13 protein-coding genes, 1 other RNA gene and 1 riboswitch are annotated in these 14,956 nt (G+C 45.5%); of the genes, 2 read left to right on the top strand and 12 right to left on the bottom strand.

From position 1 onward, the window contains the following. Positions 1–329 precede the first annotated feature (329 nt). The 9 genes from recR to GQ671_RS09875 all read right to left on the bottom strand — a co-directional run bounded on the left by recR (position 330) and on the right by GQ671_RS09875 (position 9,699). Positions 330–926 carry a recombination mediator RecR gene (recR, locus tag GQ671_RS09835; RefSeq protein ID WP_160656404.1) on the bottom strand — a complete coding sequence of 199 codons (597 nt, stop codon included), beginning with the start codon at positions 924–926 and terminating at the stop codon, positions 330–332. A 1-nt stretch (position 927) separates the two neighbouring features. Continuing rightward, positions 928–1,251 carry a YbaB/EbfC family nucleoid-associated protein gene (locus tag GQ671_RS09840; RefSeq protein ID WP_160656407.1) on the bottom strand — a complete coding sequence of 108 codons (324 nt, stop codon included), beginning with the start codon at positions 1,249–1,251 and terminating at the stop codon, positions 928–930. A 76-nt stretch (positions 1,252–1,327) separates the two neighbouring features. Next, on the bottom strand, positions 1,328–2,974 hold the full coding sequence (gene dnaX / locus GQ671_RS09845) for a DNA polymerase III subunit gamma/tau (protein ID WP_160656410.1): 1,647 nt from the start codon (positions 2,972–2,974) through the stop codon (positions 1,328–1,330). Positions 2,975–3,094: 120 nt separating this feature from the next. After that, positions 3,095–3,360: signal recognition particle sRNA large type (ffs, locus tag GQ671_RS09850), an RNA gene on the bottom strand. Between the two features lie 48 nt (positions 3,361–3,408). Continuing rightward, on the bottom strand, positions 3,409–4,137 hold the full coding sequence (gene treR, locus GQ671_RS09855) for a trehalose operon repressor (protein ID WP_160656412.1): 729 nt from the start codon (positions 4,135–4,137) through the stop codon (positions 3,409–3,411). Positions 4,138–4,194: 57 nt separating this feature from the next. After that, on the bottom strand, positions 4,195–5,838 hold the full coding sequence (gene treC / locus GQ671_RS09860; RefSeq protein ID WP_160656415.1) for an alpha,alpha-phosphotrehalase: 1,644 nt from the start codon (positions 5,836–5,838) through the stop codon (positions 4,195–4,197). A 24-nt stretch (positions 5,839–5,862) separates the two neighbouring features. Beyond that, positions 5,863–7,311 carry a PTS system trehalose-specific EIIBC component gene (treP, locus tag GQ671_RS09865; protein WP_160656418.1) on the bottom strand — a complete coding sequence of 483 codons (1,449 nt, stop codon included), beginning with the start codon at positions 7,309–7,311 and terminating at the stop codon, positions 5,863–5,865. A 200-nt stretch (positions 7,312–7,511) separates the two neighbouring features. Beyond that, on the bottom strand, positions 7,512–8,726 hold the full coding sequence (locus GQ671_RS09870; protein ID WP_160656422.1) for an ammonium transporter: 1,215 nt from the start codon (positions 8,724–8,726) through the stop codon (positions 7,512–7,514). A gap of 115 nt (positions 8,727–8,841) precedes the next feature. After that, entirely contained in the window at positions 8,842–9,699 is an 858-nt protein-coding gene (locus GQ671_RS09875) for a carboxypeptidase-like regulatory domain-containing protein (protein ID WP_160656425.1), read from the bottom strand. A 224-nt stretch (positions 9,700–9,923) separates the two neighbouring features. Here GQ671_RS09875 and GQ671_RS09880 point away from each other — a divergent pair, with 224 nt between their 5' ends. Then, complete coding sequence (locus tag GQ671_RS09880; RefSeq protein WP_160656428.1) at positions 9,924–10,397, top strand: peptide-methionine (S)-S-oxide reductase; 474 nt, start codon at positions 9,924–9,926, stop codon at positions 10,395–10,397. Positions 10,398–10,441: 44 nt separating this feature from the next. Here GQ671_RS09880 and guaA read toward each other — a convergent pair whose 3' ends face one another. Then, on the bottom strand, positions 10,442–11,986 hold the full coding sequence (gene guaA / locus GQ671_RS09885) for a glutamine-hydrolyzing GMP synthase (protein WP_160656431.1): 1,545 nt from the start codon (positions 11,984–11,986) through the stop codon (positions 10,442–10,444). Positions 11,987–12,006: 20 nt separating this feature from the next. Next, positions 12,007–13,476 (bottom strand): IMP dehydrogenase, encoded by a 1,470-nt coding sequence (gene guaB / locus GQ671_RS09890; RefSeq protein ID WP_160656434.1) that lies wholly within the window; start codon positions 13,474–13,476, stop codon positions 12,007–12,009. Between the two features lie 80 nt (positions 13,477–13,556). After that, a riboswitch (purine riboswitch) is annotated at positions 13,557–13,657 on the bottom strand. Positions 13,658–13,806: 149 nt separating this feature from the next. On the opposite strand from guaB, the gene GQ671_RS09895 reads away from it, so the two are divergent. Further along, positions 13,807–14,196, top strand: coding sequence for a general stress protein (locus GQ671_RS09895; RefSeq protein ID WP_160656437.1), 390 nt, complete (start codon positions 13,807–13,809; stop codon positions 14,194–14,196). Positions 14,197–14,256: 60 nt separating this feature from the next. Here GQ671_RS09895 and GQ671_RS09900 read toward each other — a convergent pair whose 3' ends face one another. Then, entirely contained in the window at positions 14,257–14,874 is a 618-nt protein-coding gene (locus tag GQ671_RS09900; RefSeq protein ID WP_160656440.1) for a YfbU family protein, read from the bottom strand. Between the last annotated feature and the right edge of the window lie 82 nt (positions 14,875–14,956).

Raw genomic sequence — 14,956 nt, forward strand, 5'->3', positions numbered from 1 at the left:
AACTCTCCATAATTGGAAGTTCTCTGACTCCGTTGCGTTTTTACTTGGCGCCCAAGTGGATGGCCGAAACCATCCGTTTATCGGAATTAAACGTTGACATATTGTCATTCAGTTTTCAATGTTCTGTTTTGACTGCTTTACTATTATAGCATGTTCATCTCAGCGATGCAACATCTTTTTTAAATCTTTTTAACTTAATAGTAAGTTTGTTGTGTCGGCTTTGTGTTTCGTCCGACAAGAAATAACTATACAGGGTTTGGCTGATTAACGCAAGGGGTTTTTTAAAAAAAGTTTGCCTGAGCCATTTTTTATTGAATGGCCCAGGTTCTTTATAGTTCTGTGCGGTATTCTATCGCCTTCGATAAGGTCACTTCATCCGCGTATTCCAGGTCGCCACCGACCGGCAGCCCATGGGCTAGACGCGTCGTCTTGATACCAATCGGTTTGACCAGACGCGAAATGTACATTGCTGTGGACTCTCCTTCAATGTTCGGGTTGGTCGCCAGTATGATTTCTTTAATCTGATCGTCCTTCAGCCTTTCGATCAATGATGCAACATTGATATCTTCAGGCCCAATCCCATCCATCGGACTGATGGCACCATGGAGTACATGGTACAGTCCGCCATATTCACGCATCTTCTCCATGGCGATGACATCCTTTGTATCCTGGACGACACACACAATGGAACGATCTCTGTTTTTATCCTGGCATATATAGCATGGATCAATATCCGTAATATGCCCGCATATTGAACAGAATTGCAGATCCCTTTTGACTTCCATCAGGCTGCGTGAAAAATTGACGACATCGTCCTCTTTCATATTAAGTACATAAAATGCCAGGCGCTGGGCAGTCTTCGGCCCAATACCCGGCAATTTCATGAAGCTGTCGATCAGCTTTGATATCGGTTCGGGATAATGCATGCTACATCATTCCCGGGATATTCATACCTTTAGTATGCTGACCCAAACGCTCGCTTGAAAGTTCATCCGCTTTGTTCATTGCTTCATTAGTCGCTGCAACAATCAGGTCCTGGAGCATTTCGACATCATCAGGATCGACCACTTCTTCATGAACTTCCACGTCGAGTACTTCCTTATGTCCGGAAACAATCACTTTGACCATACCGCCGCCAGCTGTACCTTCGACTTTTTCTTCTTTCAGTTTTTCCTGCTCTTCCTGCATCTTCTTCTGCATCTTCTGCATCTGTTTCATCATGCCTTGCATATTGTTCATTCCACCACGCATATATATTCTCCTCCAAATCAATTTTCATTTTTCTTCTATATAGTATATATGAAATGCTTTCTTTAATAAACCGATATCACGAGCGCGTTTCTACAACGTCACTCCCGAATATTTCCTTTGCGACATCAGAAGGTTTCTTGTCATCGCCTGCCGACTGCTTCTGCTTGCTCGCCTTTTTCTCCTGAATGTAGTCGTGCCTTACCTGCAGCCAGCTGGAATCGGGGACACCTACAACAGTCACTTCTTTTCCTATAATGGAAGGAATGACCGCTTCAAGTTCCTGACGTTTCTTTTCATCCTTATTGATGAGGTCACTGTGGACATCGCTGTTGAACTTGAGCAGTACATGCGTATCGCTGGCAGCCACCGGTTCGGAATCCTTGATCAGGGAGCGCAAGGCCTGCAGTCCCTTCTCTTCAACATGCTGGTAGACTTTCGGCCAGTCATCCTTGAGCTTCACAAGGTCTTCCTTGTTGGCATGGTCCAGTACTTTCTCGATCTGTCTCAGAGAAAAACCTTTCGAAGACTGGTTTACCGACCTGTTCTGAGGTTCCGGCGCTGGAGTCGCTGATACTTGCTGCTGACTGGAGAGCTTCTTATCGAGCTCGGCCAATTTCTGCTCAATATGCGACAGGTCCATCGCCTGCGGCTCAATGGAACGATCATTATTATTGAGTACCTGGATCAGTTTGACGATGACAACCTCAAGATGGACACTCGTATTGACGGAGAACCGCATCATGACCATCGCATCATTCAAGACATCGATCATTTCATAGAGTACTTTGTCTTCTGTATGGGCAAATGCAATGTCATCGTCCATCTCTCCTGCATGCTTCATCAGGATGATGTCCCTGATGTAGTATACGAGCTCATGGACCAGCCTCGTCGGATCCTTGCCTTCCTCGATGAACTGATGGTACTTCATGAAGGCTTCCCGGGAATCTCTATGGTCGATCAGTTTCAGCCATTCATTCAGCTCTTCCGATCGGATGCCGCCCGTAATCATGACTGCATCTTCCAAAGTGATCACATCGTTGCTGTAGGCGATTACCTGGTCCATGATGCTGAGTGCATCACGCATTCCGCCTTCTGAAGTTCTTGCAATATACTCGATGGCATCTTTATCGTATTCCAGAGATTCACTGCGCGCTACATATTCAAGCCTGCTTACAATCTCATTCAGCTCGATCGCTTTGAAATCGAAACGCTGACACCTCGAAATGATGGTTGCAGGAATCTTATGCGGTTCCGTCGTCGCCAGTATGAAGATGGCGTGGCCGGGCGGTTCTTCAAGTGTCTTCAATAGAGCATTGAAAGCGCCCGTTGTCAGCATATGCACCTCATCGATGATATAGACTTTATATCTGGCTTCGGAAGGTGCATACTTCACTTTTTCCCGTATGTTTCTGATTTCATCGACACCATTGTTGCTGGCAGCATCGATTTCAATTACGTCATTGGCACTACCATCGGTGATGCTCATGCAAATATCACATTCATTGCATGGCTCACCACCAGAGCCAAAGCGGCAATTGAGCGCCTTGGCAAAGATTTTCGCTATACTCGTCTTCCCTGTCCCTCTGGGTCCGCTGAACAGATAGGCATGGGATTCCTTGTCTCTGACGATTGCGTTTCTTAGAGTTTTAGTAACATGTTTCTGCCCCACCACATCTTCAAATGTCTGGGGACGGAACGCCCGGTATAACGCTTGATATTCCATCCAGCGGCACCTCCATAGTGAATCATTTCTGCTATTGATTATACCATATATGTGTTATCAGCCCTAATTCAGAGCAATAAAAAATGACTGTATCCTCAGATACAGTCATACATTATGTAACCGTGCACCGCTTCTTTGAATATCGGCACAAGCGTTACTTGATCCACCAGCTCAACTCCGGCTGTCCTACGGCACATAGAATGGGCCACTTAATGCTGCTTCCTTCCGGACCTGACATGATTCGTGACGTTCTATTGCATAGGACCGGAATCTCAACACCGGTGAGATCAAGGCAGTCCCCACACCGAGTACCCTCGGAAGCGGAATTCAGTCCTGCTGGAGCGGATTGCAGGTACAGGGCACCGCTACCTCCCCACTTAGCACGGCATATTTTATAATATCAAAATCCGATGGCCAATGCAAGATTTAAACATCTATTCTCCATGGAAACGTCTTGAAAAATCGACGAACTTGAATTCATTGGCCAGATGCTTCGATACATTGAACTGGAAAGGCCGGGCATCGGTCAGGTGGACGACTGAACGTACCGTTGCCGTATATGGCGGGATGACATTGCCGAACAGTTCAAGATCCTGCTTATTCATCGGATCAAAAGTGATTTCCTTATGAGAATAGGCAATCGTCAGACCAAGACGTTTTTCTATATACTCGTAGATTGAATCCCCTGCTATCCGCGTATTCAATCCCGGCATCATCTCAACAATGAAATAATCCGTATCCACAATGTGCGTCCTGCCTTCGAATTGTCTCTGACGGATCAGACGCCATATCCTGTCTTCAGGTTCCAGCTTCAACGCCTCCAGCACTTTCGGAAATTCTGCAGCAGGATACTGGGCGAGATCGACGACTTTTGTCGTGTACTGCTTCGTTTTCAACTGTTGGATCTCCTTGAAGCTTGTCAGATGGGAGACCGTGAAATCCATCGAAGGATTATAGATGACAACCGATCCCTTTCCTTTCATCTTCTGGATGTAGCCATTCTCCTGCAGCAGGTTCAATGCTTTTCTGACCGTTTCCCGGGAAACATCGAATGTCCTGACCAAGGTATGTTCAGAAGGCAGTACATCCCCTCTTCCATAGTTGCCTTCTGAAATATCACTCGATAGCACTTGATAGATATGATTGTATTTGTTCAGATTCATTGCACTCACCTTATTGTCCTTGAAGATGTATTTAAATTAAATACATCATAACTTTTTTTATTTGCCTTGTCCATATATCATCAGCGCTTCGTAAGGTCTGAGCACATTTTTTCTGTCATCATAATTGGATAGGAGGGTTTCTCCTTCTACGCTGACTTTTTCCGGATAAGGTACTTCCTTGTTTCTGAAGTTTGCAATAACCGTGATATTTTCGTCTTCATAAGTACGCGTATAGACGAAGAGATTTTCATCATCCATCAGATACGGCTTCACATTGCCATAAGTGAGCACGTCCAGTTCGTGTCTGAGCTGGATCAGCTTCTGATACGTGTAGAAAATGGAATGCTCATCCTCAAGCGCGCGGGTCACGTTGATATCTCCGTACCGATCAGGTACATCAATCCATGGCTCACCTTCTGTAAAGCCGCCATGTTCAGAATCGTTCCATTGCATAGGCGTTCTTGCGTTGTCCCTCGACTTTGATGCCAGTATATCCATGATCTGCCCGGAATCCATTCCACGATCTCTCAATATGGAGTACGCATTCAGACTTTCTACATCCCGATACTGGTCGATACGATCGAACTTGGGGTCGGTCATGCCGATTTCTTCGCCCTGATAGATATATGGGGTTCCTTTCAGTCCATGCAGTGCAATGGCAAGCATCTTGCCACTCAGCACCCGGTCCTCTTCGGTTTCATCATTACCGAACCTCGAAACCACACGCGGCTGGTCGTGGTTGCACCAGAATATTGCATTCCAGCCCCCGCCTTCATCCATCGCAACCTGCCAATCCATCAGAATTCTTTTCAGCTCCAGAAAGTCGAAGTTGGCAAGCGTCCACTTCTCCCCATCAGGATAGTCGACTTTCAGATGATGGAAGTTGAAAACCGAGTTCAGTTCATTCCGTTCAGGGTTTGTGTATTTCAGACAATGATCTATGGTAGTTGACGACATCTCACCAACTGTCATTACATCCCTGCCGCCGAAAGTGTTGCGGTTAAGTTCGTTAATATATTCATGGACCTTCGGCCCATCCGTATAGAATTCCTTGCCTGGGCCATCAGAACTTTTGAATTCGCCCTTCGATATGAGGTTGATGACATCGAAGCGAAATCCATCCACGCCAAAATCGATCCAGTAGTTGATCATTTCATATATATCACGACGCATATCTTCATTTTCCCAATTCAGATCCGCCTGGGTGATATCGAATAGACGAAGGTAATACTGGTTTGTCTGCTGATCGTAGGCCCATGCGTTTCCCCCGAACTTCGATTCCCAATTTGTCGGTGGATGATCGTAAGTGCCATCTCTCCATATATAGTAGTCACGATATTTGCTGTCTTTGGATTTTCTCGATTCAATAAACCACTGGTGTTTTGTGGAGGTGTGATTGATGACGATATCCATCATGATACGAATCCCTTTTCCGTGTGCTTGCTCAATCAGTTCTTGAAGATCTTCCTTACTGCCGAATTGCGGGTTCACTTCGTAATAATCACTGATATCATATCCATTGTCATTCATTGGAGATTCATATACAGGCGTAAGCCATAAGTAGTCCACGCCGAGCATTTTGAAATAATCCAGTTTCTCAATGATCCCTTTGATATCTCCCTGGCCGCTTCCTGTCGTATCGTTGAACGATTTGGGATAGATTTCATAGACCACTGATTTTCTCCAGTCCATGGCTGTCATTTTAAAAACTCCCTTATGCTTGATTTACTCTTTCACCATATCTTTGGTCTTCTCTTTTGCAAATCTGGAAAAAATAAGCGTAAGCACAAAAGGAACGACGATTGCGATCAGCATACCAATACTGAAGAGCAGCCAGAACCCTTCTGTAATGGAAATGACACCAGGTACACCACCAACGCCGACGCTGGCTGCAGTCAATCCATTCATTCCAAAAATACCACCGACGACTGCTGTGGTGATGACTGCTGCGAGGAATGGATACTTGAGCGGCAGATTGACACCGAACATTGCCGGCTCAGTTACCCCGAGCCATCCCGAGATACCCGAAGTCATTGCCAGGCCTTCTTCCTTCTTTTTCTTCTGCTGGCGGTAGATGACCCATGCACCGAAAGCTGCGGACCCTTGCGCAATATTGGAAATGGCAAGAATCGGCCACAGGTAGGTCGAGCCTGTCGTTCCGATAAGCTGCAGATCGACCGCAAGGAACATATGGTGCAGACCCGTTACAACAAGTGGTGCGTAGAATAGTCCATATACTGCGCCACCGAGCACGCCGACCGTTTCAAAAAGCCAGACGATGCTATCGGAAATGATGGTACTCAGGAAAAGTGTGACAGGACCAATCAGTGTGTAAGTAAGAATGCCAACGACGAGCAGTGCAATTGGCGCAACCAGAAGCAGTTTGAACATGTCATGGATGCGCTGGTTGAGGAAGTGCTCCACTTTTGCGAGCAGCCATGCTGCGACAAGTACCGGCAGCACCTGCCCCTGATAGTTCAGCTGTTCAATCTGTAGTCCAAAGAAGTTCCAGGTCGGAATTTCGGCGAGCTCCCCCGCTTCGGAATCGAACAGGCCATACTGGCTGGCAAGATCGGGGTGACAGAGCGCCAGTCCCAATGCAATACCAAGTAACGGATTCCCCCCGAACACCTTCATGGCAGACCAGCCGATGAGTACAGGCAGGAAGATGAAAGGTGCCACCGCGATGAAGTTGATCATGCTTGCGATACCTTCGATCCCAGGGAAGCGGGTGATGATCGAATCATTTTCCCAGAACAGACCCTGAACAGTCAGCAGGTTATTGATACCGAGCAGAAGACCTGCGGTCACGATGGCTGGAAGAATGGGAATAAAAATGTCACCGAGCATTTTGATGAAGCGCTGAAGCGGATTCATCTTCTGTGCAGCTGCGGCTTTCACCTCGTCCTTCGAGCCGCCCCCTTTGCCCGTCTCTTCTTCAAAAATCTTGAATGCTTCGTTTACAGTTCCTTGCCCGATAACAACCTGAAACTGATTATTCGCTGCGAACGAGCCTTTGACCAGATCGATGGAATCCAGTTTTTCCTTATCCACTTTCGACTCGTCTTCCAGGGCAAGACGCAAGCGGGTGACACAGTGTGTGGCTGCATTAACATTCTCCTTGCCGCCAATCGCTTCAATTATCGCTTTAACATCATCACGGTTCACTGCCATTTCTTCCACACTCCCTTATATTTGTATTATCGCCATAATTTTAGCATGTCTAGACAGACGTGTAAAGGCTTTCATAAAGTATAAAAAGACATGAAAAATGCCGCTTATATAAGCGGCATCGGGCCTTTGGAAGGAAATATATCAGTTTATTTTTTGTACCCCTTAGTATATGATCGAAACCCCTTTGTTCAAATCATCTTCTATGAGTTGGAATACTCATAGGCTTTCTCCCCATGGATGACCACATCGAGTCCATCCAGCTCCTCTTTTTCATCTGTACGCAATGTAACGAAGATGCTGATGCCTTTAGCAATCGCATAAGTCATGACTGCACTGAAAACGATTGTTGCCGTCACTGCGACAACCTGTGCCAACAATGGTGCGAAGCCGCCGCCAGCAAACAGGCCATCCGCAATCCCTGAGTTTACTGCGCTCGTCTGAAGAACACCAGTTCCAATTGCTCCAACGATACCACCGATGCCGTGAAGACCAAATGCATCAAGTGCATCATCATAGTTCAGCATTGCTTTCAGGTTGGTAATGGCGAAGAAGCATATCGCGCCACCAAGCAGCCCAAGTGCCAGCGCACCACCATAAGTGACAAATCCTGCTGCCGGTGTGATTGCTACGAGACCGGCCAGCATACCGGAAAGTGTACCGATCAGTGATACTCTGCCTTTAGTGAACCTTTCAACAATACTCCACCCTGCAATACCAGCAGTTGAAGCAAGAACCGTATTGGTGAAGGCACTCATTGCAATCGCATCAAATGTCAGCGCACTGCCTGTATTGAATCCGAACCAGCCGAACCATACGAGGATCGCACCAACCATTGTGATGACAAGGTTGTGAGGTGGCTTCTTGTTATCCGGCTTTCTTGACCCCAGCATGAGCGCAAGCACAAGTCCCGATACACCGGAGGAAATATGTACAACCGTTCCTCCGGCAAAATCGATGGCGCCAATGGCATGGATCCAGCCCCCACCCCATACCCAGTGTGCCACTGGACTATAGACAAGAACGACCCATAATGCCATGAATACCAGAAAAGGACCAAACTTCATACGTTCTGCAACCGATCCTGTCAGGATGGAGACTGCGATTGTACAGAACGTCAGTTGAAACAGCATGTATAGTGCAAAAGGAATCGTTTCGGAGAATGCAGGATTCGCTTCAAATCCGACACCGGAAAGACCAATATATGACAGATCACCGATGAACGGGTTACTACCTCCAAAACTGATTGAAAATCCGATGGCCACCCAGGCAAAAGTAACAACAACAATCGCAGCCAGACTATGCATTGAAGTGTTCAATACGTTTTTCGACTGTACAAGACCACCGTAGAATAGAGCGAGACCGGGTGTCATGAGCCATACGAGTAAAGTACAAAGAAATATAAAAATACTGTCCATAATTTATCCCTCCAAATTTAAGTATGGAGACATTATATAACCATTTTCGGAATCTTCAAAATCTATGTAAAAAAGCCTGACATCATATGTCAGACTTCCTTACATCGCTTATTATCTATCTGTTTCTGATGGCGCGAATCATGAAAATCAGCAGGCCAAGTACCAAAAGTGCACTGCCTATGATTATCAGTGGCATATTCATACCATTATCATTTATATTCTGATTCGCCGATACCTGCTCATCAGGCGCTACCGTCTCAGGCACCTCTTCCGATTCCTCAGAAATGGCAGCAAGATCAAAGGTAATGCCTTTCTTATTTTTGTCCTCAAGCGTCAGGGTACGGCTATCTTCCTCAAGTTCGTACCCTTCAGGTACATCACTCTCAATGGTGTAGTCACCCGCAGGCACTTCAGTGAATACAAATTGACCTTCAGCATCCGTCACCACTTCCGCTTCCATCTCACCTGTCAGAGAAACCGCAACGCCCTCTACACCTTTACCTTCAGATACTACTTCACCTTTAATAGAGAATTCCGTCACTTCCATCTGATTGATGCTCACATTCACCGGTTCCTGAACCGGCTCAGGTTCAACGGAAGGTTCAATGGCAGGCTCCTCAGTAGTTTCGACAACCGGCTCTTCAGTCACCTCTTCAGTATACTGTTCAACCGTCTGTTCAAACGTCTCTTCTGAAGAAGGCTCGGGCTGGTAGGATTCGTATGGTTCCTCAGTCCATTCTTCATAGTACTCGTCGGTATATTCTTCTGTTGTGTTCTCTTCCGAACTGTATTCCTGTGTGTATTCTTCTTGAACCGAGGGCTCAGCCACCGGCTCTTCCATCGTCCCTTCGACAGACCGTTCCTCCGAGTACTCCTCCTGTGTCATCTCTTCAGTACTATCCGCAGCGGCACGTGAGACAGGAAGAATTATGACGAGCAGTAGAACGGCCATATAATAGGTGATTTTACGCATGTCAGCCTCCTATTTGATTTTTATATATTTTACAGATTTACTTATCCAATTACTGTAACACTAGGTTAAATAATACTATAAAAATAGAATAATAACATCATCAAATCAGGATTGCGTTTCAAATCGATTCACTTTCTGTAATACCAAATTTTATTGAACACATACTTAAAATTCTTAATGTTACAATGACCCTAACATCATAGATAAAAGGAGAGAGCAACGATATGGAAACCATATATTTTGCCGGTGGATGTTTATGGGGTGTGCAGGCCTTTTTGAAAACTCTGCCCGGAGTTCGGTCTACAGAGGCTGGAAGAGCTAATGGATTGAGCAATTCGTTGAATAGTGATTATGATGGGTACGCCGAATGTGTAAGAACAGTATTCGATCCGGAAGTTGTAACCATCAAGGAACTGATAGGATACTTATTTGAAATCATCGATCCATACAGCCTGAATAAGCAAGGAGATGATGTTGGCGAGAAATATAGGACAGGGGTATATAGCGAGAACCCGGAACACTTGAAAAAGGCGAAGTCATTTCTTAAGGACAGAGAGGATCAAGATTTGATAGTTGTCGAAGTACTCCCCCTTGCAAACTATGTAAGAAGTGCAGAAGAACATCAGGACAGGCTCTCCAAACATCCGAATGACTACTGTCATGTTCCAGCGGCACTGTTAAAGAAATATCTTAAATGAGAAAACCGCTTTAACCTAAAAGGTTAAAGCGGTTTTCTCATATACTATTCCCACTCGATCGTAGCAGGCGGCTTGCTCGTTATATCATATACAACGCGGTTGATCTGTTCGCTTTCGTTGACGAGGCGTTTTGAGATTCTCTCAAGTACGTCCCAGTCGATCTTGGCGAATTCACTTGTCATACCATCGATGCTTGTGACTGCACGGATGCCGATGGTATGGCTGTACGTACGGTAGTCACCCATGACGCCAACGGAGCGGATGTCAGGAAGAACGGTAAAGTATTGCCAGATTTCACGGTCGAGTCCGGCTTTGCTGATTTCATCACGCAAAATCCAATCGCTTTCACGTACAATTTCGAGCTTCTCTTCAGTAATTTCACCAAGTATGCGGATACCAAGGCCCGGACCTGGGAATGGCTGTCTCCATACAAGGTGTTCTGGAATACCGAGTTCGATACCGAGCGCGCGTACTTCATCCTTGAATAGAGTATTGAGCGGTTCGAGCAGTTTGAACTGCATGTCTTCCGGCAGGCCACCGACGTTATGGTGTGATTTGATTGTTGTTGCGGTTTCAGTACCGGATTCGATAATGTCTGTATAGAGGGTCCCTTGTGCCAGGAAGTCCACGTCTTGTAGTTTAGTCGCTTCATCATCGAATACATAGATGAATTCGTTACCGATGATCTTGCGCTTCTGCTCAGGATCGGCAACACCTTTAAGTTTGCTCATGAAGCGGTCTTTCGCATCGACTCTGATGATGTTCATATTGAAACCTTCACCGAACTGCTCCATGACCATATCGCCTTCGCCTTTACGCAGCAGACCGTGATCGACGAATATACACGTCAGCTTGTCGCCGATGGCTTTATGCATCAGTACAGCGGTAACAGAAGAGTCCACGCCGCCACTCATTGCACAGAGTACTTTCCGGTCTCCAACTTCTTCACGGATCTTCTCCACTTCAATGTCGATGAAGTTGCCCATCGTCCATTCTCCATGGCATCCACAGATATCACGGATGAAGTTTCTGAGGAATGTGTCTCCATTTTTCGTATGTTTGGATTCCGGGTGGAACTGCACACCGTAGATGTGCTTCTCTTCATGCTGGATGCCTGCATACTTGCATAGTGGCGTGTAGGCAATCTGCTTGAAGTCTTCCGGGATGCGTGTCACCTTGTCACTGTGGCTCATCAGTACTGTTTCATTTTCAGCAAGACCGTTGAACAGTGAGGCACTGATATCGAGACTGATTTCAGTCGGTCCGAATTCCTTTTCATTGGATGGGACCACTTCCCCACCATTCAATTGTGTAATCAGCTGCATGCCGTAGCAGATGCCCAGTACAGGAATGTCGAGTTCGAACACTTTCGGATCCACAGTGAAGGCATCGTCTGCATAGACGGAACGCGGACCTCCCGAGAGGATGATGCCTTTAGGATTCAATGCTTTGATTTCATCTATTGTAATACTCGGGTTGTGGAGTTCACTATAGACTCCAAGATCCCGGATGCGTCGTGTAATCAATTGGTTATACTGACTGCCGTAGTCGATAACCAGTATGAGTTCTTGCTCTTTAGCCATTTCCATCTTTCAGCAGTGCTCCTATCTTATCTAGAGTAGTTTGGGGATTCTTTCGTGATCTGAACGTTATGCGGGTGGCTCTCGATCAATCCAGCACCTGTAATCTTCACGAACTGTGCCTGTTCTCTCAAAGCTTCCAGGTTCTGTGATCCCGTGTAACCCATACCGGATCTCAGTCCACCCATCAGCTGATAGATTGTATCACTCAATGGACCCTTGTACTCTGTGCGGCCTTCAATGCCTTCCGGAACAAATTTCTTGGCTTCTGAATCTTCCTGGAAATAACGATCTTTCGATCCTTGTTCCATTGCACCCAGTGAACCCATGCCGCGATAGGTTTTGTACCTTCTACCTTGGAATATTTCTGTTTCACCTGGTGATTCAGCTGTACCTGCAAGCAGACTGCCTAACATGACTGCGTGACCCCCTGCGGCCAGTGCTTTGACGATATCTCCTGAGAGTTTGATGCCCCCATCTGCGATGATCGCCTTGCCATGCTTGCGCGCTTCAGTAGCTGCATCATAGACAGCAGTAATCTGAGGTACACCAACCCCTGAAACAACGCGTGTTGTACAGATTGAACCTGGACCAATACCGACCTTGATGACATCAACACCCGCATCAATCAGTGCTTTCGTACCTTCTGCCGTCGCTACATTTCCAGCAATCAATGCGACTGCCGGGAATTTTTCGCGGACATCCTTGATTGCTGCGAGTACGCCTGCAGAATGACCATGTGCTGTATCAATGACGAGCGCGTCAGCACCTGCGTCAACCAGTTCCTGGGCACGCTTCTCGGTCTCTTTTGCGATACCGATGGCAGCTGCAACAAGCAGTCGACCCTGACCGTCTTTTGCTGCGTCAGGAAACTCTATGACCTTCTCTATATCTTTTATTGTGATGAGCCCTTTTAATATGTTGTTTTCATCTACCAGCGGGAGTTTTTCAATTCTGTACTGCTGTAGAATCTTTGCTGCCTGGTCAAGTGTCGTACCAACATCAGCAGTCACAAGGTTTTCTTTAGTCATGACATCATCAATCGGTTTCGAGTAGTCTTCGATGAAACGAAGATCACGGTTCGTGATGATGCCGATCAGCTTTTTCTCTTCCGGATTGTTAACGATTGGGACACCTGAAATACGATATTTACTCATCAGATGCTCCGCTGCAAAGACCTGCTCTTCCTTCGTCAGGAAGAAGGGATTGGTAATGACACCATTCTCGGAACGTTTCACCTTTTCCACTTCATCACGCTGGCGTTCAATCGACATGTTCTTGTGAATGACACCGAGACCACCCTGACGCGCCATCGCAATCGCCATGGCCGATTCAGTGACAGTATCCATGCCCGCGCTCAATACAGGAATATTCAATTTAATCCTATCCGATAGCTGAACGGACAGATCCACCTCTTTTGGCAATACTTCAGAGTGTGCTGGAACAAGCAGCACATCATCAAACGTCAAACCTTCTTTTTCAAACTTTCTCTCCCACATTCTTAATGCCTCCTATTTTTCAAATAGTGCACCTTAAATAAGATAATATGATAGGAACAATAGAAATACAGCCAATGCCGAATATCCAATTGTTATTTCATAGCAGCTTTATTTAAGGTAAAGCCTAGAAACTCATAATCCATATTATTATGATTATATGAAATAAAATAATTAATTACTTATGATAGCAAAAAAGCCCACCATAAACAATCCATTTAGAATAAGATAGATAATACTGAAAATTTAATTAATATGGATATTGGCGTTTTGAGGCGGGGGATCAGGGAATATGAATTGAAACATACATAAAACTGAAGAAGGAGGTCCATTGTGAATTATTTTGAGCTTTACGATAGCCAGGAAGCTGTACTGGACAGGATCACCCAGTTGAAATCGGAAGGTTACTATGAAGAAGATATCCATCTGCTCGGCAGGGACGATAGGGAATTCGAAGCTTTGGAGTATACAGAAGTAACATACCACATGCATGTACCGGATGATAGAGGGCTTAAGGAAATCTTGGCCAGAAATGAACCGGCGGAAAGATTCCTACATTATTATGTACTCGATGAAGATGAGATAGAAAAATATTTATTTAAAATCAGCGAAGGCAACTATCTTATATTCTATACCGATTATGGAATGCTGGAGCGAAGAAAATACAAAGAGGAAAGTGCCGAAGCGGATTTCAAAGCGGAAGCCAGGGACCCTATTAAATAGACAAAAACGATTTGGAGCGCATATACATTGCGCCTTCAAATCGTTTTTTATTATGACTGCTTATTCCTTGAGATAGAATGTATCTTCTTTTACGAGCTGTACACTGTTCATCCCCCCAGTGTCAGGAAGACTGATGTGCATTGGCCGAAGCAGTTGAGATTCCCGTCCTTTTCGTATGCAGACCCTTCTGATCTGATCAGCCGAAAGTACTGTCACATATCCTAGAGATCTATAGGTCACCATCATCTGTCTATAATGGTAAAGAGATAGTTTCTTATGCATGCCTTTTCTTTTTTGAATTTTTATTTTCTGATGACGTTTTAAAAAATTATAGTATGTAAAACAATGATGCTCCACCTTGCTGCTGCAATCAAAGCCTCCGAAGTATACATGATATTTATCAACCAGCTCACTCCGAACCTCAACCGGTAGGCGGTCCAACGATTTCTCCAGCTTACCAAACATTTCAAGAATCAGATCCACCTCATCAGACACATCCACTGCCACACCCTCCGCATCTATCATTTCAAGAATATCTGGGTATCTTTTCTGTATCCCTTCAACGAGAATATCCATATAGTAGTTGTACGATGAGCGATTGATCGGATCAAGCAGACTCAAAATCTTGTAATGATTGAAACATATCAGACGTGTAACCGGACTTTCCAGGTTTTTCATCTCATTGTCCCCCTTCGTCTAGAAAATATAAGGTAGACATAGGCAGTTGCCTTTGTTAGCTGGCTCGAATTCTTGATCAACA

Origin of the sequence: Salinicoccus hispanicus (genome assembly GCF_009831115.1) — a bacterium.
Classification (GTDB): Bacteria; Bacillota; Bacilli; order Staphylococcales; family Salinicoccaceae; genus Salinicoccus; species Salinicoccus hispanicus.

Coding starts and splice junctions, on each gene's coding strand:
- recR (WP_160656404.1), bottom strand. CDS start 926: ATGCATTATCCCGAACCGATATCAAAGCTGATCGACAGCTTCATGAAA.
- GQ671_RS09840 (WP_160656407.1), bottom strand. CDS start 1,251: ATGCGTGGTGGAATGAACAATATGCAAGGCATGATGAAACAGATGCAG.
- dnaX (WP_160656410.1), bottom strand. CDS start 2,974: ATGGAATATCAAGCGTTATACCGGGCGTTCCGTCCCCAGACATTTGAA.
- treR (WP_160656412.1), bottom strand. CDS start 4,137: ATGAATCTGAACAAATACAATCATATCTATCAAGTGCTATCGAGTGAT.
- treC (WP_160656415.1), bottom strand. CDS start 5,838: ATGACAGCCATGGACTGGAGAAAATCAGTGGTCTATGAAATCTATCCC.
- treP (WP_160656418.1), bottom strand. CDS start 7,311: ATGGCAGTGAACCGTGATGATGTTAAAGCGATAATTGAAGCGATTGGC.
- GQ671_RS09870 (WP_160656422.1), bottom strand. CDS start 8,726: ATGGACAGTATTTTTATATTTCTTTGTACTTTACTCGTATGGCTCATG.
- GQ671_RS09875 (WP_160656425.1), bottom strand. CDS start 9,699: ATGCGTAAAATCACCTATTATATGGCCGTTCTACTGCTCGTCATAATT.
- GQ671_RS09880 (WP_160656428.1), top strand. CDS start 9,924: ATGGAAACCATATATTTTGCCGGTGGATGTTTATGGGGTGTGCAGGCC.
- guaA (WP_160656431.1), bottom strand. CDS start 11,986: ATGGAAATGGCTAAAGAGCAAGAACTCATACTGGTTATCGACTACGGC.
- guaB (WP_160656434.1), bottom strand. CDS start 13,476: ATGTGGGAGAGAAAGTTTGAAAAAGAAGGTTTGACGTTTGATGATGTG.
- GQ671_RS09900 (WP_160656440.1), bottom strand. CDS start 14,874: ATGAAAAACCTGGAAAGTCCGGTTACACGTCTGATATGTTTCAATCAT.